Below are 20,950 nucleotides of genomic sequence, written 5' to 3' on the forward strand. Positions count from 1 at the left end.
CTCAGCCGCCTGGCTTCTTGCCGCCGTCATAGACCTGCATGCCGGCCGCGGGATCGAGATCGGTTTCCGTTGCTTCGGTCAGGCGCGCCATCATCATGTAGAAGCCGAGCGCGACGATGGCTTCGACGATCTCCTGGTCGCCGAAATGTTTTCGCGCGGCCGCGAAGGTCGCTTCCGCCACGCGGACGTTCTCGACCACTTCGCGGCCGAACTTCAGCAGCGCGCGCTCGGCCTCGCTCAGGCCGGCGGCATCGTAGTCCTCGCGCTCGACCGCATCGATCTGGGCCTGCGTGCAGCCGACGCCGAGCGCGATCGGCACGTGCTGGCGCCATTCATAGGCGCCGCCTTCGAGCTGGGCGGCCTGAAGGATCAGAAGCTCGCGGTTGACCGCGCTGAGCTTCTGCTTGTGCAGGATGGAATTGCCGAGCCGCATCGCCGGGATCATGTTGGCCTCGGCATGGGCCATCATGCGGAAGATGTTGAGCTTGACCGGCATGCGGTCGAACGAGGCGCGGATGTCGCCGCTCGTCGTCTCCGGATCAATCAGGGGCAACCTTGCCACGCGCTTCTCCCTTGGGCTTTCGTTTCTTGTTGTCGGCGTCACGGCCTGCCGCGATCAGCGACAGGAAGAAGGCGAGGTAACGGTCGATCGCCTCGATCACCTTCGGCCGCGGCGACGGCACCGCGCCCATCACATAATGCTCGAGGCGGATGTAGATCAGGCCGGCGGCGAACAGCCGCGCGGTCTCGCGCGGGTCCGGCGTCGAGATCAGGCCGGCGAGCGCGAAGCTGCGAAAATAGTCCGTCATCAGGCTCTGCTCGCGCGCGTAGAAATGATCGGCGAATTTGGCGCGGATGCCGGGCACGCGATTGCGTTCGGCGGTGATGACCTTCTGGAACTGGTGCTCGCGCGGATCGGACCATTGCTCGACGAGGTCGAGCGCGAACTGCCGGCAGAATTCCGCTGGCTGCCGCGCGAGCTGCTTATAGCGCGGCTCCTCCAGCCGGCTCGCCGAGCTGGCCGGGCCATGCTCGCTGACGATCGCCTCGAGGATCGCCGCCTTGCCGGGGAAATGATTGTAGAGGCTGCTCTCGCGGATGCCGACCCGGCGGGCGAGCTCGCGCATCGAGGCGCCGCCATAGCCGCTCTGCGCGAACAGGTTGAGCGCTTCGGTGAGGATGCGCTCGCGCGTCGTGGGCGCCGCTTCCGCCGCGCTGGAGGTGTGGACAGCCATGATGCTTGACTAACGAACGCTCGTTCGCTAGTCAACCGTACGAACGATCGTTCGCCTTCATTCGGCGATCACCGGCACGACGCAGCAAGCGCTCTGCACGATCGGGAGATTCAACTCCGCTCGATAAGCGGAGAGCAATTGGGGGAACAAGCCATGGCAGGCCTCGCTCGCCTTTTGCCCGCGCGAACCAGCGCAGCGCTTCGCATCGCCGCATCATTGCTGCTGATCTTGTCTGCGGCGCCGTCCGCCCGCGCCGAGGATCCCGCCGCCTACCCCACCCGCAAGATCAGGATGCTGCTGCCTTATGCGGCCGGCGGCGGTGGCGACGTGGTCGGCCGGCTGCTTGCGGACAGGATGGGCAAGACGCTCGGACAGAGCATCTATACCGAGAACCACACCGGCGCCGCCGGCACGATCGGCACGCAGATGGTCGCGACTTCAGCGAATGACGGCTACACCATCACCGTCGGTGGCATGACGACGCATGTGCTGGCGCCCGCGATCTATCCAAGACTGCCCTACGATCCGATCAAGGACTTCACGACGATCGGGCGCGTCGGTGTCTCCTCCATCATGCTGGTGGCGACCAAGGACTTTGCCGCCAACGACATCAAGGGCCTGATCGCACTGGCCAAGAAGGGCGAGCCGATCCACTACGGCAGCTGGGGCGTCGGCTCGACCGGGCAATTCTGTGCGGAGATCCTGATGCAGCAGACCGGCATCAGGATGGACCACGTGCCGTTCAACGGCATCGCAAAGCTGGCCGGCGATTTGCTCGGCGGCCACATTTCGCTGGCGACGCTCGACGTCGCGACCGCGACGCCGCTAGTGAAGGAGGGCTCGATCATGGCGCTGGCCGCTTGCGGCGAGCGGTCGCCGAGCCTGCCTGACGTTGCCAGCTACAAGGAGCAGGGCGTGGCGTTCGACCGCAGCCTGTCTTGGGCGATGTATGCGCCGGCCGGCGTGGCGGCGCCGATCGCACAGAAGCTGTCGGCGGCTCTGAAGGACGCCCTTGGCGATGAGGTGGTGAAGCAGAAGCTCCTGGCGCTCGGCATCACCCCGCAATTCGTGGTCGGCGAGGAGCAGCGCGACATTAACGCGCGCGACATTACGGCATGGAAGCAGGTTGCCAAGGACGCAGGCATCGAGGTCAAGTGATCAACGCGACAAGGGGAGCGCGGACATGAGCCGCATCTTCGGCGCGGTGCGCCAGAACGGATATGTGGTGCGGGACATCCACGCCGCGATGAAGCATTGGATCGAAGTGATGGGCGTCGGCCCCTGGTACTACATGGACCGGGTCAAGACCGACTGGTTCCGCCATCGCGGCCAGGATTCCGCCTTCGAAATGAGCATTGCACTGGCGAATTCCGGCGATCTCCAGATCGAGCTGATCCAGCAGCGCAACGACGCGCCCTCGCTCTACAAGGAATTTCTCGATGCCGGGCACGAAGGGCTCCAGCACATGTCATACTGGAGCCACGACTATCAGGCGCTCTACGACAAGGCGCTAGGGCTCGGCTACAGGATCGGCCATGAGGGCCAGATCGGCGGCGAGAAGGGACGCTTTGCCTATTTCGACACGCAGGCGCATCCGGGCACGGTGATCGAGATCTCCGACATCAGCGGCACCAAGGGACCGTTCTTCGAAAAAGTGCGGCAGGCCGCGATGAGCTGGGACGGCACCCGGCCGATCCGCGAGGTCGGCGGCGGGAGATCGTAGAACCGATCCCCCGCAATTTGCGTCGTTGCTGGCTCTGGCGGGAAACCATGGTAACGTGCACCTCGTGTCCGAACCTTCAGCGAGGCGAGCATGCCCGACACTGACAAGGTTTTCGCCGGCTCGATTCCGAAAATCTACGACGAGTATCTCGTCCCGATGATCTTCGCCGTCTATGCGGAGGACATCGCAAGACGCGTCGCCGCACGCTCTCCTTCCACACTCCTCGAGATCGCTGCGGGCACTGGTGCCGTGACGCGGGCCGTGGCGGCGGCGCTGCCGCGCGGCGTTCGATACGTTGCAACGGACCTCAACGAGCCGATGCTCGCGGTCGCAGCGCAGCGCCAGGCGAACGACGATCGCATCACCTGGCGACAGGCGGACGCAATGGCCCTGCCCTTCGGCGATGCCGAGTTCGACGTGGTCTGCTGCCAGTTCGGCGCGATGTTCTTTCCGGACCGTGTGAAGGCTTATGGAGGGGTCAAGCGAGTCTTGAAGCCGGACGGCACGTTCGTGTTCAACGTCTGGGATCGCATCGAGGACAATGTGCTGACGCATGAAGCAACGGCCGCGCTCGAAAAGCTGTTTCCCGATGATCCGCCGCGTTTCATGATCCGGACGCCGCACGGCTATCACGACAAGACCTTCATCAGGGGCGATCTCGAACAGGCGGGCTTCCGCGACATATCGATCGAAACCCGATCCGAAACCAGCCGCGCGCCTTCAGCCGAACACGTCGCCGTTGCGCTCTGCCAGGGCACGCCGCTGCGCAGCGAGATCGAAGCAAGGGATGCCGGTAAGCTTCAGGCTGCGACCGACATGGTCGCCGAGGCAATCCGGACCCGCCATGGGTCCGGTCCGGTCGAGGGCAAGATCCAGGCGATCGTGATCGAGGCCCGCCCGTAGCTACGGCCCGCTCACCGGCGCGGCACGCACTTACCAGAAGCCCCGCTGGATCGGCTGCGCCGGCTGATAATACTGATACTGGCTGCGGCGGCGCGGATTGACCTGCTGGACGTAGGGATCGCGCTGGTAGAAGAAGCCGAAGCCGCTGTCCCAGCCGTCATCGCTGGCGATCATGGCAGGCGCGGTCGGCTTGCGCGTGATGAAGCCGCCTTGCGGCTCGTTGCTCAGCACCGCGACGAACTCGGTCCGGTAATTGGTCTCGCTGCTCAGCGGCTCGTCCGAGATGATGATCGAGGAGCGCGGCAACGCGGTCGGCCCGATGCGGTCCCACACGTCCTGCGGGATGGCGATGCGGTCGAGTGCGTTGCGGGCCTCGTCGCCGTTCTCGATCGTGACCACGCTCCAGCGCAGGCCCGTATTGGTCTTCGCCATCGCCGTGAAGATATGCGTGCCGATCGGCTGCTCGGGATTGCGGATCGTGACGGGGACCTCGATGCTGGTGTCGAACACCTCGCCGCCGCCATCGGGCGCCGGCTTGTGCGTGTTCCGCCGCACGTAGAGCTTCTGCGTCGCGCGGCTGATGTAGACCGAGACCGGTTCGCCCGCGAGCTTTGCGTCGGTCGCCGCCTTGACGGCCTCAGTCTTTCTGGCCGCAGCGGCCTTCGCGGCTTCCTTCGTCGCGGCCACCGCATCACGCTTCGGCTGCGCGGCGGCCCTGGCGGCCTCGAGCTGCGTCGCCGCATCGGCAACCTTAGCTGCTGCCTTCTGCTTCAGCTCCTCGGCCTTGGCGCGGGCCTGATCGTTCCTGGCGTTCGCGAGCGTCTTGTCGGCGAAGGCGAGCTCGGCATCGGCGCGGGCCTTCTGCTGTTCCAGCTTGCGCAGCGCGGCGGGAAGCGAGGCGGCTTCCTTCGCGGAGGCGGACGCAGCCTTCTTGGCCTCATCTGCAACCCTTGTCGCCTCTTCGGCCTCGATGGAGAGCTTGTCAGCACGGCCAGGCACGGCCGCGATGGCCTCCGGCTTCGGCACGAACAGCGAGGGGTGAGAGAATTCGGTCGGGACCGTGTCATGGGGGGAGATGATCACGCGCATCCCGATATAGGTCTTGTCGAACAGGTTCTCGGCGAAGCCGAACGGCATGCGCACGCAGCCATGCGAGGCGGCATAGCCGGGCAGCGGTCCGCCATGCAGGGCGATGCCGTTCCAGGTGATGCGCTGCATATGCGGCATCCAGGCATCGTCATACATCGTCGAGCGGTGTTCCCTGTCCTTCTCGATGACGGCGAACACGCCGGCCGGCGTCTCGCGGCCCGTGGTGCCGGTCGATACCGGCGCGCGCAGGATCCAGCCGTCGGCATCGTAGAACGTGACCTGTTGGCTCTTGATCGACACGATCGCCATGATCGGATCGCCGGCCACGCGCGGCGCGACTGCCTCGGCCACCTGTCGCGGCTGCTTGGCCGCAATCGCCGGGGTGGCCGCGGCAAGGGTGGCCGCCGCCACGAGCGCAATGATTCCGGCGGGTCCCCGGCGCCCCACTGCCCCGATGGATTGCGCCGTCGTCGATCGGTTTTTCATGCCATCCTCGGTCGAACTGCCAGTCGGCTGATGTCGCTCACGTGTCACATTGGAATCATTGCATTAAGAAATCGCAGCCGCCTTACGTTCCCTCTGTGGCGAGATTCGGCACTTCCGGCGACAAATCTCATATACGACGCCTCGCCCAGGCGGAAGGCGGCCGTCAGCCGAGGCTGGCCCGAAGCTGGTCTCGACCACTGCGGCAGAATGTCCGGGGCTGCGCCGAGGGAAGCGCGGCTAGACGCCCAGCGCCTTGCGGTTCAGCGTTCGCAGCACACGCAGCGACAAGGTGCGCAGGTTCGCAACATTGAGCAGCCAGGCCGCAGCCGCATAGGCAAGGCCGCCGGCGAGGCTGACGATGACGAGCGAGGCGAGGCCGGTGCCGCCCGCTTGCGAGCGCGCCACCACAATCGCCGCCGCCATCAATGCTGCGGAAGCGGCGACGCCGGCGAGGCGATTGAGCTCGAACGGGACCGGATGGGCCCGGTGCATCAGGACGAGGGCGACCAGGAAGCCGATCGCCTCGGTTGCCAGCGTCGCCAGCGCCGCGCCGTAAAGGCCGTAGCCGCCGATCAGCGCGAACATCAGGATCACGCTGATCACCAGGGTGAGAAAGGATTGCGCCGCCAGCATGAAGGGCCGCTCGGCGAGCTGGAAACTGATCTGCACGTAGAACTGATTGGCGATGCCGAAGAAGCGAGCAAGCACCAGCGTCGGTAGCAGGGCCGAGACGCCGGCGCGAAAGTCGATGCCGACCAGCGTTCCGGCCACCTGGTCCGCCGCAAGCGCAAGCCAGACCGCAACGGGCGCCACGACGACGAGCAGGAGCTCGAGGCTTTCGGTCAACCGCTCCCGCGTCGTCTCGCCGTTGTTCTCGGACAATGACCGGAACACCAGCGGCACCGTCGCCGCGGCGACGCTGGATGCGATCATGACCATGAACTGGCGCGGCAGATCCGCGGCCACGCCGAAGATGCCGGCGGCGTCCTTGCCGAGCAGATAGGCGACGATGAGCCGGTCGCAGGCCGAATAGACCGCCACGGACAATCCCGCCAGCGTTAGCGGCAGGCCGTAGCGCGCCAATTGCATGAACTGGCTGCGCTGGAAGCGCGCGATCCTGGTGCGGTCGCCGACGAGGTTCAGGATGATGCCGGCGAGCGACCCCAGACCGAAGGCGGCGAGCAGCCCCAATCCACCCCAGCCGAGCCAGATGCCGAGAAGACCGAAGCCGACGCTGGAGACGCTGCGCACGATCGAGATCGCCGCGAACCGGTAAGGGCGCAATTTGGCGCGCTCGAACTCCTGACCGACATCGACCGCGTTGGCCATGATCGCCACGAACATGCTGGCGAGCAGCAGCTCGACGCTGACATCGCTGCGGACCAGGACCACCAGCGGAGTGGTGGCGCAGAGCACGGCGGCCGTGAGGGCGAATGCGACGATCGCCGTGCCGCGAAAATCGACGTCCGCCGACATCGCCTGATAGCGCGACACCGACAGCTTGATCCAGGCGAAGAAGATCGCGCCCAGAATGCCCGCAAGGCTGATGCCGACGACATAGACGCCGTACTCCGCCGGGCTCAGCAGCCGCGTATAGGCCGTGACGGCGAAGAAGCCCACCGCCGCAGGCAGGATGTAGGCGACGAGATAAATCGAGAAATGGCGGTTCAGCATGCGAGCACTTGACCGGCAGCGGTCTTGGGAGTGTGGCGACGGTCGATCAATTGGATCATGGCGGGCGAACGAAGCGCCGCAGCATCTCCCAAGATTGTCACATAAGTCTGCAGATCGGGCGGCGAATGAAGCGTTGACGCCGCTTTCGCGCGTTAGCGTTAAATTTGCCCTGTGCCGAACGGCCGGACCGATTACCAAAAAGAAACCATGTTTTGCACGATCCCGGTGTTTTCCGCCGCCGGGACGTCACACGCACGTGAGGCGGCCACTCCGCCGAGAGTTAACCGAAGGATGTGAAACCCGGGCGGTGCAGGGCACCGCTTGGTACGAAGGCGCGTTGGTGCAGAAGGAAGGTCGCAACGTGACCAGGCTCGACAGACGCGAATTTCTCCTCGGCAGCGCCGCGGCCTTTGCTGCGGGCGCACCAGCGTCCGCGGTGCCGGCCTCGAAACGCGCCCAGCGTCGTCCCGGCTTTGGCGCTGCGGCGACCTTGTGGGACCTGCAATCCGATCCGCGGCTCGGCGAGGCCATCAGCACCTATTGCACGCAGGTGGTGCCGGTGCTCGAGCTGAAATGGCCGATGCTGCGGCCGGACGCCCATACGTTCGCCTTCGAGCGCGCTGACGCGATCCTGGATTTCGCGCGCGACAACGATCTGACCATGCGCGGCCATGCACTGGCCTGGTATCACGACATTCCGGACTGGACCAAGCAGATCAAGGACAGCAAGGGCGTCGAACGCGCCTATCTCGACCACATCGGCACCGTCGTTTCCTATTACAAGGACAAGCTGACGTCTTGGGATGTCGTCAACGAGCCGATCCCGGACAATCCGCGCAGCCCGAAGGACCGGCGCGACACCTTCTGGACGCAACATCTCGGCGAGCGTTGGATTCCGCTGGCGTTCCGCACGGCGGCGGCGGCCGATCCCTTCGTCAAGCTCGCGATCAATGAATATGACATCGAGTCGGCGAAAGATTCGTTCATCGCCAAGCGGGCGGCCTATCGCATCCTCATCATGGATCTGCTCGACCAGGGCGTTCCGCTCCACGCCGTCGGGCTGCAGGCGCATCTTCACGCCGAGCTCGAGATCGACACGCACGGGCTCGCCGAATTCGTCACCGAGCTGCGTTCCTGGGGGCTCGAGGTGCTGATCACCGAGCTCGACGTCGACGACCAGAAGCTGGCGGGCAGCCCTGCGGAGCGCGACGCCGTCGTCGCCAAGCGCGTCGACGACCTGCTGACGGCCGTTGCCGCGAGCGGCCCGGTGCACTCGATCCTGACCTGGGGCCTCTCGGATCGCTACAGCTGGATCAACGGCACCTTCGCCCGCAAGGACAAGCAGCCGAACCGTCCGCTGCCGCTCGACGGCGAGTTCAAGCCGAAGCCGTTCATGGACGTCATCAGCAAGTTCACGAAGGCCGCTTAGAGATCAGCGTGTCTTCGGCGTTTCGAACGCGACCATGTCGCCGATATGATCGGGAGCCAGGCTCGGCGCGCGCCGCTCGCGCGAGGAGAGGCGGAACACGTCGCGGATGTCGTCGATCGAGGTCGACGAATAGGACTGAATGCAAAGCGCGACCTGTTCCGGCGAGGCCGTGCGCATCATCGCTTCGATGGATGGGCGGTCGAGCGGTGTGTCGTCCCAGTGCGAGACCGCGATGCTGTCTTCGGTGAGCCGATGTCGCGCCAGGTGTTCCGGCGAGGTCGCGACGAAGTTTCCGTAAAGCAGATACTCTGAAAACTTCTTCTTCCGGCACAGCGCCAGCGCCCAGCTCAAGCCGGTCGCCGACTTGATCGCGTCGGTCATCGCCCGCGCCGTGTCCCTGTCCCAGACCAGCGCGTTCCCGACATAATCGTCGGCCGGGAATGAGCGCTCCTTGATGCCGAGAAGCTGATCGACCGTGCGCAGCCACAGGCCGTGCAACGGGTGGTCGGCGGGAATCGCCTTGGGCGTGACGAACAGCGGCGTCGTCTCGCCGCCGGCATATCGGCCGACGTCGAACTCGCGGAAGAACAGATTGTCCGAATCCAGGATGCAGACGCGCTGCTCGGGCGCGTTGAGGACGCCGGCGATCTTGAGGATCTGCTGGATGTGCCAGCCGTGCACGGGCGAGGACAGCAGCGACAACCAGACGCGCCGGCTGCCGAACTGGAGCGCCGGCGGCAACGCGAACAGCCATTTCGGCAAAAAGCGCGAAGCCGGAATGATGACCCGCTTATCGGACGCGAAGCGCTCGAACAGCGGCACGTCTTCATCGTTAACGAGAACATAATGCCGCGTGTATCCCGACAGCCAGGTGTCGATGCTCTCGCTGAGCAGCGAAAAACGCTCGATATCCTTGGCGTAGCTGGCAGTCAGCAGGGCAACGGAATGCATGGAGCACGCTCAAATGGCCATCAGCCCGCACTGATAGCGGGGGCGTGCAACGGGGGAAACCCACAAACGGAATCAAGGTAAAATGAAACGAAGTGTTATCCATCCGACGGCAATCCCCGCTGCAGCCCGCGAAAGCGGAGCGGTGCCAGAGCCGAGGCGCGCTGCCACCAGTCGGCGACGCGGTCGTCGAGGGCGGTCACGCCGCGGCCACGGCCGGGGAAGATCCGGAGCTGCTGGATCGCCTCTGCCTCGAAACCCCTGGCCCTCCGCCTGATCTTGAGGGCGGCGCCTTCGCGGTCGCGCTGGGTCAACGGCACCAGAAGACGGCCGCGCGGACGGAGCGACCGAAGCCAGAGCGGGTGCGGGTGCGGGAAGCCGGCATGGACGATGATCACGTCGGCGGGCTCGCCGACGTCCTTGCATCCATCGCCGTGAACGACCGTGACGTTGCCATAGCCGCGCAAGTAGCTCGCCGCTCGGGCGGCGAGCCGCTCGTCGCATTCGATCGCATGGACGCGGCCCTTCTCGCCGACCATGATCGACAGCACCGCCGAGAAATAGCCGAGGCCGCAGCCGATCTGCACGACGCGCTCCGCCCGCTTGACGTCGAGAATGTCGATCAAATGCGCCCACAGGCTCGGCAGGCCGGTGTCGAGCTTGCGGCGGGCATCGATCGCGACCAGCACGTTGTCGTAGAGATGAACGGGATCGGCGTCGGGCGTCAGCCGGTAGCTGCGCGCCGCCTCGCCCTTGATGCGCCAGGGTCCCCTTGGCAGAAAGTCCTCGCGCGGAACGGCGTTGAGCGCGTCGAGCAGACGCTTCGAGGCAATCCGCTCGCGCCTGGCGATCAGCTCCACGTAGCGCGCACGTGCGGCGGCAAGATCGCTCATGTCACAGATCGGCCTGCTCGCGCACCGGCGCGTCCGTTCCGAGCTCGTCGAGGAGCTGCAACGCCTGCTGCAGGTCCGGCGTGTAAAAGCCTTCGCTGAATTTGCCGACGATCGGCATGAGCAGGAGTCTTGCGTGTTCGCGCTTGCCGGCCTGATGCGACAGGCGCGCAAGGCTGACGGCGGTGCGAAGCTCCCAGGACAGCGCACCCTGCTTGCGTGCGGTCTCCAGCGAAAGGCCGAACAGGTCCTCCGCCTCCTGTACCGACGCCGGGTCGCCGTTGGACAGCGTGATCTCGCCTTGCAGGCGATAGACCTCGGCGAGATAGAAATGATCGCCGGTCCGCCTTGCAGTCGCAAGCGCACCATCCAGCGCGCGCAAGGCGGCGTCGCGCATCCCGACCTTGGCATAGGCTTCCGCGAGCAGACAGCGGAACCAGCAGCCGGCGAGCCAGGAATCCATCGCCTCGTACTCGTCGAGGCCGAAGCGCATCTGGCCGAGCCCTTCGTCGGCTTCGCCGAGCTGAGCCAGCGCCCAGCCGCGCAGGATCGCCGCCTGCTGCTTCCAGTGCAGAAAATTGTGCTCGGTGGCAATGATCATGGCGCGGTTGGCGTGGTCGCGCGTGCCTTCGACGTCGCGCAAATGCTGGCGGAGATAGGCTCCGAACACCAGCGCGAAGGCGAGCGTGAAGGGGTGACGGATCTTCTCGGCGTTCGCGATCGCCTGCTCGCTGTGCTGGCGCGCCGCGTCGGGCCGGCCGAGGAACCACAGGAGGTAACCGAGATAGGACAGCGAAACGACACCGGGATCGATGCCGTGCCGTTCCATCAGGTCGGAGTGCAGATCGGGGCTGAACAGGTTGATGCAGCGGTGCAAATGGTGCTGCGAGGCTGCAAAGCGGCCGCGATAGAGCATGGTCATCGCGATCGCGCGGTGCGCCTCGATCAGATAGCCGGTCTGCTGCGCCGGCTGCGTCCGCTCGTTCAGCCGCTCGCGCTTGGCGAACTTCAACAGCTCGACGCTGAGATCGTGCGCGCGGGTGAGATCGGCCCGGATGAAATGGCACACCCAGAGCCCGCGCGTCGCCGCGAAGACTTTTTCGTCGTCATCGAGCTGACGGCCGAGCTCCAGCGCACGGATGTAGTTCTCCTCGACCTCCTGCACCGCGTAGCCCTTGGCGGCGATCAGCGCGTTGCCAAGCGCAATGCGCAGCTCGAGCTCCATCTCGTCCGCGCCCTGCATGCGCGCATTGGCCTGCACCACGTTAAGGCCGCGGCGCAGGTGGCCGATCGCCTCCAGATTGGCGCCGGTCTTAGCGGCCTGCTTGCCAGCCTTGAGCCAGAAGCTGGCGGCGCCCTCGCTCTGGGCGGATTCGGTCAAATGATGGGCGAGCAGCTCCGGTTCGCGCTCGGTCTTCTCCGGATACATCTCGGCGAGCACCTGGGCGATCCGCGCATGCAGCTTGCGCCGCTCGCTGTGCAACAGGCTCGCATGCGCGGCGTTCTGGATCATCACGTGCTTGAAGGAGTACAGCGCATCCGGCGGATGGCCGCGGCGCATGATCAGCCCCGCCTCCTCCAGATGGATGAGTGCCGCCTCGATCTGCTCAGCCGGCGTATTGGCGACGGCGTGCAGCGTCTCGTAGGAGAACTCGCGGCCGATCGTGGCGCCAATCTGCGCGATGCGCTTGAAGGGTCCCATCCGGTCAAGCCGCGCCATCAGCGAGTCGGTCAGGGTGGCCGGGATTGCGAGCTGCCGCCACGGTCCCGACAGCACAAAGCGCCCATGCCGCTCGGTGAGCAGATTGGATTCCAGAACCGTCTTGGTCAGCTCTTCCAGGAACAGCGGCACCCCGTCGGTCTTGACGATGATCTCCTCGACGACCTCCTTGGGCATCTCGCGTCCCGCGACGCGCTCGACCAGCGTCGTGCGCAGCTGCCGGCTCAGGCGGTTCAGGACCAAGGTGGTGATGTGCGAATGCGCGTTCCAGCTCGGCTGGAATTCCGAGCGCGCGGTGATGATCACCAGGATCGACCGATTCTGCACCCGATCGACCAGGAGGTCGATCACCTCGCGGGAGGTCGGGTCGATCCAATGCAAATCCTCGAACGCGATCACCAGTGGCATCTCGCGCGCAAGGCCGAGGAAATGGTTGACCAGCGCCGCGACGGTCGCGTCCTTCTGCTGCTGCGGCGACAGCTCAAGCGGCGGATAGCGATCCCCGGTCGGTATCGACAGCAGCGCGGCAAACAGCGGGGTGACCTGCTCGATGTCGGCATCAGCGGCGGCGATCGCGTTCTCCAGGCTCGCCAGCGACAGCGCGGACGAATCCTCGCGATCGAGGCCGAGCGAGAATTTGAGCTGCTCGACGAACGGATGGAACGCGGTGGAGGTGTAATAGGGCGAGCACTGCAGCGAGACCTGTCCATGCCGGTCGTCCGATATCCGCTCGAAGATCTCCTGGATGATGCGCGACTTGCCGATGCCGGGCTCGCCGAACTTGACCACGACCTGGCCGTCGCCGTCCTTGGCCTGCTGCCAGCGCCCCATCAACAGTGCAATCTCCTCCTCGCGGTTGACGAGCGGCGTCAGCCGCGTACCCATCGCCGCAGCGAAGCGGGTCTCCACCCGCGAGGCGCGCACCACGTGCCAGGCCTGGACCTTCTCGGGGATACCTTTCAAATCGTGGACGCCGAGATTGCGGTAGTCGAACTTCCCCTTCAGCAGCGCCTGCGTCGAGGCGGAGATCACCACGCCGTTGGGCGGCGCCAGGCCTTGCAGGCGCGCCGCGAGATTGACGGTTTCCCCGACCGCGGAATCGCGTTCTTCGGTGCCCTGCCCGACCAGATCGCCGACCACGACGAGCCCGGTCGCGATCCCGATGCGGACGGCCGGTGAATGGCTGAGCGCACCGCGCGGCTCGACCGCGCGTGCCGTCGACAGCACCCGCACGATCTCGAGCCCGGCGCGCACCGCGCGCTCGGCATCGTCTTCATGGGCGGTCGGATAGCCGAAATAGACCAGGATACCGTCGCCGACGAAACGGGCGGCAAAGCCCTCGTATTGCTTGACCACCCGGACGCAGGTCTCGCGAAAGTCCGCGATCATGTCGCGGACGTCCTCCGGATCGAACTGCGCGGACAGCGAGGTGGAATCCACCATGTCGCAGAACATGGTGGTGAGCTGGCGCCGTTCGGCTCCGACCTCCGGCCGGATTTGCGGACGCGGCGCCGCGGCCGGCGCCTCCGTGATTTCCGCTTGAAACAGTGCCGCCATCGCCCGCTGGAGCCGCTTCCGGTCGCCGAGCGGCAATCCGAGCTCGACCAGATCGGCTTCGGTGAGATCCCGGATGACATCGAGATCGAGGCGGTGCTGCGCGAAAAGATCGGTGTAGTGCCCGAGGCCGATACTCTCGAGCCAGTGCTTCAGCCCGCCTTCCAAACTCGTGCTCGGCTCGTTCTCCAGCATCGTGATTCTGCCCGACCCTCACTCCGTTGAAGGGCTCGATGGCCCCTCAACCACAGATTTTGGGGCCCAAACTTCACCTCGGACTGGACGCATTCCCCAACTTCTTGGAAGAATAACTTAATCGGACCAAAAGGGAATGGCGTTGTCGGACATTGCATCCGGAGTGGACGAAGCATCAGCCGGCACCACGGCCGAAACGAAGATATTTGCCCATATCAGCGGCCTTCTCGAATTCCACGCCCGCAGGATGCCGGCGGCACCCGCACTCCTCGCTCCCGGTCGGCCGGCGCTCAGCTATGGCGCGCTGGCCGAGTCGATCCGGCAACTGGTCCGTAGCTTGCGTGAACTCGGCATCGGTCCCGCAGACCGCATCGCGGTCGCGCTGCCGCGCGGCGCCGATACTGCGCTGGCGCTGATCGCAGTCGCATCGGGCTGCGCCTGCGTCCCCGTCAACCCCGATCTGACGGCGGACGAGCTGCAACGCTATTTCAGCGAACTGAAGCTGACCGCGCTCGTGACCCGGGCCGACATGAACTCGGCGAGCCGTGACGTTGCCCGGGTGCTCGACATCGCCGTGATCGAATTCGTGGCGGGGCCTGCCCACGATCTCGGCGGCTGCGCGTTCATCGCTCCGGCGATCGCTCCGGCCAACGCCGGCGGCGCTTCGCGCGGCGACGACGATGCGTTCATCCTGCTGACGTCAGGCACGGCGGCGCGGCCGAAAATGGTGCCGCTGACCCATCGCAATGTCTGCCTGTCCGCTTACAATGCCGGCCATGTGCTGTCGCTCACGACGCACGATCGCCTGCTCAACGTCCTGCCGCTGTTTCATGCCCATGGCTTGATCTCCGGCCTGCTCACGGCGCTGGCCGCGGGCTCCAGCGTGATCTGCACCGACGGTTTCGACGCAGCGTCCTTCTTCGGCTGGATGCGGGAGCTGCAACCGACCTGGTACACGGCGGTGCCGACCATTCATCGCGCATTGCTGACGGCGGCGGAGGCGAACCCGGACCGCGCCCGACCGTCGTCGCTGCGCGTGATCCGGTCGGCTTCGGCCTCCCTCGCGCCGGCGATTCTCGCCGGGCTGGAGACGACGTTCGGCGTTCCCGTGCTCGAGACCTACGGCATGACCGAGGCGGCCTCGCAGATCGCGGCCAATCCGTTCGAGCTGCGCAAGGTCGGGTCGGTCGGCCGCGCCGCCGGCCCGGAGATCGCCATCATGGACGAGACCGGCCGCACGCTCGCAAGCGGCGCGCACGGCGAGATCGTGCTGCGCGGGCCGAACATGAGCCGCGGCTATTACAATGACGAGGCGGCGACGCGGGCCGCATTCCGCAACGGCTGGTTCAGGACCGGCGACCTCGGCTATCTCGATGACGACGGCTATCTCTTCATCGTTGGCCGCATCAAGGACGTCATCAACCGCGGCGGGCAGAAGATCTCGCCGCTGGAGGTGGAAGACGTCCTGCTCAGCCATCCGGCGGTGCTGGAAGCCGGCGTGTTCGCGATCCCGCACGAGAAGCTCGGAGAGAACGTCGCGGCCGTCGTGGTGCTGCGGCCGAATGCCGAGGCGACCTCGGACCAGTTGCGGCAATTCGCACGAAAGCGGCTTGCGGCCTACAAGGTGCCGAGCCTGATCCGCAGCGTGGCGGCGCTGCCGAAGGGCGCCAGCGGCAAGGTCAAGCGCAATGCCCTTGCCGAGCTGATCGCAACCGTCGAGGCGGGGGACGAGACCCGGCTGCCGCGCAATGCGACCGAGAGCCAGCTCGCCGAGATCTGGGCCGGCCTGTTGGAGCTGCCGCAGGTCGGCGCGGACCAGGACGTCTTCGCGCTCGGCGCGGATTCGCTCGCGGTGACACAGATGCGCTCGCGCCTGCGCGACCGCTTCAACGTCGACTTCTCGTTCGAGGACATCTTCGATTGCCCGACGGTCGCAACGCTCGCGGCCCGGATCGAGACCGCCGCAAGCCGGCGCAAGACGGCGCTGCCGGCGTGGCACCGGCTTTCGGGCACCGACGCACCGCTGTCGTTCCAGCAGCAGCGGATGTACGTGCTCTCGCGGCTGGACCCGACCCGGTACAATTACAATGTCGTCGAAGTCGCCGCCCTCAAGGGCCTGGTCGACGCCGCCGCGCTTGCTGCGAGCCTCGCTGCGATCTGCAGGCGCCATGAGGCGCTGCGCTCGGTCTTCGTCGAGCGCCAGGGCGAGCCGGTGCAGCTCGTGCTGTCATCGGCACCGCGGTTAGAGCGCATCAAGCTCAAGCCATGCCCCGCCGGCAGGCGGCCTGCGGCAATCCGGCGCGAGGCGCTTAAGCTTGCGCAACATGAGTTCGACCTGGCCCACGCGCCGCCCCTAAAGGCGACACTGCTGTCGTTCGACAGGAACAGCCATGCGCTGGTGGTCAACGTCCATCACCTCGCCACCGATGGCTGGTCGCAGCGGCTGTTCTGGGAGGAGCTCGCCGTCCATTATGCCGCGGCGCGCAAGAAGCATTCGGCCGCACTGCCGCCGCCCGCTTTCCAATATCGCGACTTCGCACTCTGGCAGCAAAGCTGGGCGCAGACGCCCGCGGCCAGGGAGCAGCTCGATTATTGGCGGGCCCAGCTCGACGGCGTCACCATGCTGCCGCTGCGAACCGACAGACCCAGACCGCAGATCTGGAGCGGACACGGCGCGCGCCACTCTCTCGAATTCTCAAAATCCCTGTCGGCCGAGCTGCGCACGCTGAGCCAGAACCAGGGCGTCACGCCGTTCATGACGCTGCTCGCCGCCTTCCAGTGCCTGTTGTTCCGCCATACCTCGCATGAGGATGTCGCCACGGGATCGCTGATCGCCAACCGCAACCAGATCGAGAGCGAACGCCTGATCGGGCTGTTCGCCAACACCCTGGTCCTGCGCAATGATTTCAGCGGCGATCCGAGCTTCGGTGAGATGTTGCGGCGGGTGCGACAGGTCACGCTGGACGCCTACCGCAACCAGGACCTTCCGATCGAGGAGGTGTTGCGCGCATTGCAGGTCGCACGCCGCAGCGACGGCAATCCGCTGTTCCGGATCATGTTCATCCTCCAGAACGCCTCGATCGAGGCGGCGCGCTTTCCCGGCCTGTCGACGCGGCGGCTGGAAGTCGATCCCAGGGTGGCGCGCTTCGACATCACGCTCGAACTGGTCGAGGCCGATGGCCGCTTCACCGGCTTCTTCGAATATGCCACCGATCTGTTCGATGCCGCGACGATCGAAGCCATGGCGGCCCAGTTCAAGACGCTGCTCAAGGCCGTCATCGCCGATCCGGAGCAGCGGATCTCGCGCCTGCCGCTCCTGACCGAGGCCGAACGCAGGCAAGCGCTGGCGAAAGGCCGGGGCGTGCCGGCCAATTTCACCACACGCGGCAATTTAAGCGAACGCTTCGAGCGCCAGGCGAGGAAGACGCCGAACGCCGTCGCGGTCTCGGACGGTCGCACGTCCCTGACCTATCGCGAGCTGGCGCACCGCAGCCGGGCGGCCGCGCGATGGCTGGCCCGCGAGGGCGTCGGCGCCGAGAGCGTGGTTGCCCTGCTCGCGGAGCGCGGGCCCGACCTGCTCGCCGCGATGATCGCGGTGCAGCGCGTCGGCGCCGCCTTCCTCAATCTCGATCCCGACCAGCCGACGGCGCGGCTCTCCACCATCCTCGGATCGAGCTGTGCCCATGTGCTGCTGACCGGACGGGCGCAATCCGCCATGGTCGAGACCCTGCTCGAACCGCTGGTCGAGCGCGTCCAGGTGGCAGAGCTCGACGACGCGGTCGCGACAAGGGCAGGCACGCCGGCCCGCGCCGCACGGCGCGCCGCCTCGAGCCTTGCCTATCTCGTCTATACGTCCGGCTCCTCCGGCGCGCCGAAGGGCGTCATGATCGAGCAGCGCGGCCTGTCGAACCATCTGGCCTCGCTCATCTCCGAGCTCGGCCTCTCCGCCAGGGACGTGATCGCACAGACCGCGCCGCAGAGCTTCGTCATCTCGGTCTGGCAATTCCTCGCCGGGCCGATGGTCGGCGCGCGCGTCCATGTCTGCGGCAACGCGATCGTGCAGGACCCGATGCTGCTGGCGCGGGAGATCGAGCGCGAGGGCATCACCGTGCTCGAGATCGTGCCCTCGCTGCTGCGCCTCATTCTCGAGCGTATGGACGAGGCGCCGATCCGGCAAGCCTTCGCGAAGCTGCGGCTGCTGATCTCGACCGGCGAGCCGTTGCCCGTCGACCTCTGCCGCGCCTGGTTTGCCCGCTGCGCGAGGGTGCCGCTGATCAATGCCTATGGCGCCTCGGAATGCTCCGACGACGTCTCCCTGCATCGCCTGACCAACGCGCCGGCGACCGCGACGGCCAACGTTCCGGTCGGGGCGCCGCTGCCGAACACGCAGCTCTACGTGCTCGACGCAAACCTCCAGCCGCAACCGATCGGCGTGACCGGCGAACTCTGCATCGGCGGCGCCGGAATCGGCCGCGGCTACATCAATGATCCCGCGCAGAGCCGGCAGCGTTTTCTGCCCGATCCGTTCTCGCGCCAGGCCGGCAGCCGGCTCTACCGGACCGGCGATCTGGCCCGGCGCCGCGCCGACGGGACGATCGAATGCCTCGGCCGCGCCGACCATCAGGTCAAGGTCCGTGGCTATCGTGTCGAGCTCAAGGAGATCGAGAACGCGCTGGCCGAGCATCGAAGCGTGCGCGCCGCTATCGTCGAACCGCGCCGCGAGGCGAGCGGCGACGTCAGGCTGATCGCCCATGTCGCCGCCAAGCCTGGCAGCCGCAGCAGTGCCAGCGAGCTGCGCGATTTCCTGAAGAGCCGCCTGCCCGGCCACGCCATCCCCTCCGCCTTCCTGTTCCTGGATCAGGTGCCGCTCAATGCCCATGGCAAGATCGACCGCTCGGCGCTGCTGGCGTCCGTACCGCCGGAAACGTCCGGCCCGGATGCGGTCGTCCCGGCGCGGCGCTTCACCGAAAAGGTGCTCTCCGACATCTGGATCGACCTGCTGAACGTCGAGCGCATCAGTGTTACCGACAATTTCTTCGACCTCGGCGGCCATTCGCTGCTGGCCGGCCAGGTAATGGCGCGCATCGCGCGGGCGCTAGGAATCTCGCTACCGATCAAGACCATCTTCGAGGCGCCGACGATCGAATGGTTGGCGCGGCGGGTCGACCAGGCCTTGGCCACGAAGCCGCACGAGCCTGCCGCAAGCCAGCCACGATCGGCTGCGGGCGGACCGCCTGCGCCTTCCATCGGGCAGGACCAAATGCTGCACATCGAGCGGAATCTGCCGGGGCTGCCGCAGTTCAATTTGCCCTTCGCCTTCCGTCTGCGGGGTCCGCTCGATTCGGCCGCCCTGGCCAGGGCGATCGACGACGTGGTGCGCCGGCACGAATCGCTGCGCAGCGCGTTCGCCTGGAACGGCGATGAGCCGCAAAGCCGCATCGCCGCGCCGCGCACGCTCGGCCGAATCATGACGGTCGAGACGATCGGCGACGGCCATCTCCACAACAACAAGCGGCGCAAGGCGCTCGAGCTCAGGAAGATCGATCTCCTGATCGAGCAGGAGACCTATACTCCGATCGACATCACGCGCGCGCCGCTGTTGCGCGCCCGGCTGTTGCGGCTCCACGACGACGATCACGTGCTGCTGCTGACGCTGCATCACGCCGTCGTCGACGGCTGGTCGATCGGCGTGCTGTTCGAGGAACTGTCGAGCCGCTATGCCGCGCTGGCCGGATATCCGTCCGCGCCATTGCCGAAGCCACCGCCAGCCTTTTCGGATGTCGCACGCTGGCAGCGCTGGTGGTGCGGCACCGACGCGGCGCGCCGCCAGGCTGCCGACTGGACCGAGAACTTGCGCGGAGCGGGTCCCCTCTTCGACGGCGAATCGAGCCCGGGCGCCTCCACCGGGCATCATCCGGTCAGCCTCGAGCGCGAGCTGATCGCCCGGCTGACGGCGTTTGCCGGCCAGCACAATTGCACGCTGTTCATGTGCCTGCTCACCGGCCTGAAAGCCATGCTGCTGGCCCGGACGGGCCGTACCGACATCGCCGTCGCGACCGCGACGGCCAATCGTGCCCAGCCGGACACCGACCGGATCATCGGCCCGTTCGAAAACACGGTGATCGTCCGCACGACAATCACGCCGGACCTGTCGTTCGCGGAGGCCCTGATGCGGGTGCGCCAGAGCGTGCTCGAGGCGCATACACGGCAGGAGCTGCCGTTCAACATCCTGGCCGATCGATTGGAGCAGGAGGGGATCGATCCGGCCTCGCTGCTCCAGGTCTATTTCACGCTGCAGAATCCGCTGCGCCAGCCGCTCGATCTCCCGGATCTCGCGACAGAATCGATCGGCAACGTCGCGCGCGAAGGCCAGCCGGTGCTGCCGATCGACCAGACCTGGCTGTCGCTGATGCTCAAGGAGCGCCCGACCGGCCTTACCGGCTCCTGCAATTACAAGCGCGATTTGCTCGAGGGCCGAGTGGTCGGCGAATGGATGGATGATCTCGTCGCGCTGCTGACGGCGGCGATCGCCCAGCCCAACGCACCACTCGGCAGGTTGCTCGCGCGCAGGGCCGCTTGACCCCGCGACATCGCGCAAGAATACGGGTTCACGCGCCAAAGCTGTGAATGATCAAGTTGCAGCTTGATTATTTGGCGTCGTCGCGCAAGATTATTCTCGCGCTTTGATTTGGGATGATCAATTTCAACCGGGGGAGTGTTATGGGTTTCATCAAATTTACGAAGAAGACCTCGCTCAGCGAGGAGGACCGCAAGGCGCTGGAAGACCTGCTCAATTACGAGAAGGAGAAACTCCAGAAGGAGCTGGATGATGTCGAAGCCAGCCTAGAGGCTCTGCGCGGCTCCAAGAAGAAGAAGTCCAAGACGAAGAAGTAAATTCGTCGGTCGGGGACGCCGTACGAGTCTTTGCAGAGCGGCCGCTCGCGCCCATCGAGGTTTGGGGGGCTCGCACAAGCTTGCGCCTGTAAACCGGCCTGCAAATCGACAAGAATTCGCCCGGGTGGACCGCTAGGTACGGTCCTCTCGGCTGATTCTTGCTCAGTTGTTTCTTAGTCGGGACCGAGGGATTTGGCCCCGCCCGACGCC

At 66.0% G+C, this 20,950-nt stretch carries 13 protein-coding genes; 6 read left to right on the forward strand and 7 right to left on the reverse strand.

Translation table 11 applies throughout. The features are described 5' to 3' along the window. Position 1: 1 nt before the first annotated feature. Together HZZ16_RS13345 and HZZ16_RS13350 are read right to left on the reverse strand one after the other, a co-directional pair. The gene (locus tag HZZ16_RS13345) at positions 2-562 is read right to left on the reverse strand and encodes a carboxymuconolactone decarboxylase family protein (protein WP_197948910.1); all 561 of its coding nucleotides are present in this window, start codon (positions 560-562) and stop codon (positions 2-4) included. Next, positions 540-1,235, reverse strand: coding sequence for a TetR/AcrR family transcriptional regulator (locus tag HZZ16_RS13350; RefSeq protein WP_197948911.1), 696 nt, complete (start codon positions 1,233-1,235; stop codon positions 540-542). Before HZZ16_RS13350 ends, HZZ16_RS13345 begins: the two co-directional genes overlap by 23 nt. A gap of 153 nt (positions 1,236-1,388) precedes the next feature. Here HZZ16_RS13350 and HZZ16_RS13355 point away from each other — a divergent pair, with 153 nt between their 5' ends. The 3 genes from HZZ16_RS13355 (at position 1,389) to HZZ16_RS13365 (ending at position 3,861) form a co-directional block, all read left to right on the forward strand. After that, positions 1,389-2,393 (forward strand): Bug family tripartite tricarboxylate transporter substrate binding protein, encoded by a 1,005-nt coding sequence (locus HZZ16_RS13355; RefSeq protein ID WP_246510099.1) that lies wholly within the window; start codon positions 1,389-1,391, stop codon positions 2,391-2,393. A gap of 25 nt (positions 2,394-2,418) precedes the next feature. Beyond that, a complete protein-coding gene (locus tag HZZ16_RS13360; RefSeq protein ID WP_197948912.1) occupies positions 2,419-2,958 on the forward strand; it encodes a VOC family protein in 540 nt (179 codons plus the stop codon). A 90-nt stretch (positions 2,959-3,048) separates the two neighbouring features. Then, positions 3,049-3,861, forward strand: a complete 813-nt coding sequence (locus HZZ16_RS13365) for a class I SAM-dependent methyltransferase (RefSeq protein WP_197948913.1) — start codon at positions 3,049-3,051, stop codon at positions 3,859-3,861. Positions 3,862-3,891: 30 nt separating this feature from the next. Here HZZ16_RS13365 and HZZ16_RS13370 read toward each other — a convergent pair whose 3' ends face one another. Together HZZ16_RS13370 and HZZ16_RS13375 are read right to left on the reverse strand one after the other, a co-directional pair. Then, entirely contained in the window at positions 3,892-5,436 is a 1,545-nt protein-coding gene (locus HZZ16_RS13370; RefSeq protein ID WP_197948914.1) for a L,D-transpeptidase, read from the reverse strand. Positions 5,437-5,673: 237 nt separating this feature from the next. After that, positions 5,674-7,110 carry a lipopolysaccharide biosynthesis protein gene (locus HZZ16_RS13375; protein ID WP_197948915.1) on the reverse strand — a complete coding sequence of 479 codons (1,437 nt, stop codon included), beginning with the start codon at positions 7,108-7,110 and terminating at the stop codon, positions 5,674-5,676. Between the two features lie 361 nt (positions 7,111-7,471). On the opposite strand from HZZ16_RS13375, the gene HZZ16_RS13380 reads away from it, so the two are divergent. Further along, entirely contained in the window at positions 7,472-8,539 is a 1,068-nt protein-coding gene (locus HZZ16_RS13380) for an endo-1,4-beta-xylanase (RefSeq protein ID WP_197948975.1), read from the forward strand. A gap of 3 nt (positions 8,540-8,542) precedes the next feature. Here the strand turns inward: HZZ16_RS13380 and HZZ16_RS13385 are convergent, their stop codons facing one another. The 3 genes from HZZ16_RS13385 to HZZ16_RS13395 all read right to left on the reverse strand — a co-directional run bounded on the left by HZZ16_RS13385 (position 8,543) and on the right by HZZ16_RS13395 (position 13,846). After that, on the reverse strand, positions 8,543-9,490 hold the full coding sequence (locus HZZ16_RS13385; protein WP_197948916.1) for a DUF6492 family protein: 948 nt from the start codon (positions 9,488-9,490) through the stop codon (positions 8,543-8,545). Between the two features lie 95 nt (positions 9,491-9,585). Then, on the reverse strand, positions 9,586-10,380 hold the full coding sequence (locus tag HZZ16_RS13390; protein WP_197948917.1) for a protein-L-isoaspartate O-methyltransferase family protein: 795 nt from the start codon (positions 10,378-10,380) through the stop codon (positions 9,586-9,588). A 1-nt stretch (position 10,381) separates the two neighbouring features. Continuing rightward, complete coding sequence (locus HZZ16_RS13395; protein WP_197948918.1) at positions 10,382-13,846, reverse strand: ATP-binding protein; 3,465 nt, start codon at positions 13,844-13,846, stop codon at positions 10,382-10,384. A gap of 136 nt (positions 13,847-13,982) precedes the next feature. Between HZZ16_RS13395 and HZZ16_RS13400 the strand changes: the two genes are divergently transcribed. Next, entirely contained in the window at positions 13,983-20,426 is a 6,444-nt protein-coding gene (locus HZZ16_RS13400) for a non-ribosomal peptide synthetase (RefSeq protein WP_197948919.1), read from the forward strand. A gap of 140 nt (positions 20,427-20,566) precedes the next feature. Then, positions 20,567-20,740, forward strand: coding sequence for a hypothetical protein (locus tag HZZ16_RS13405; protein ID WP_197948920.1), 174 nt, complete (start codon positions 20,567-20,569; stop codon positions 20,738-20,740). Positions 20,741-20,950: the final 210 nt, after the last annotated feature.

Origin of the sequence: Bradyrhizobium glycinis, assembly GCF_016031655.1 — a bacterium.
GTDB lineage: Bacteria > Pseudomonadota > Alphaproteobacteria > Rhizobiales > Xanthobacteraceae > Bradyrhizobium > Bradyrhizobium glycinis.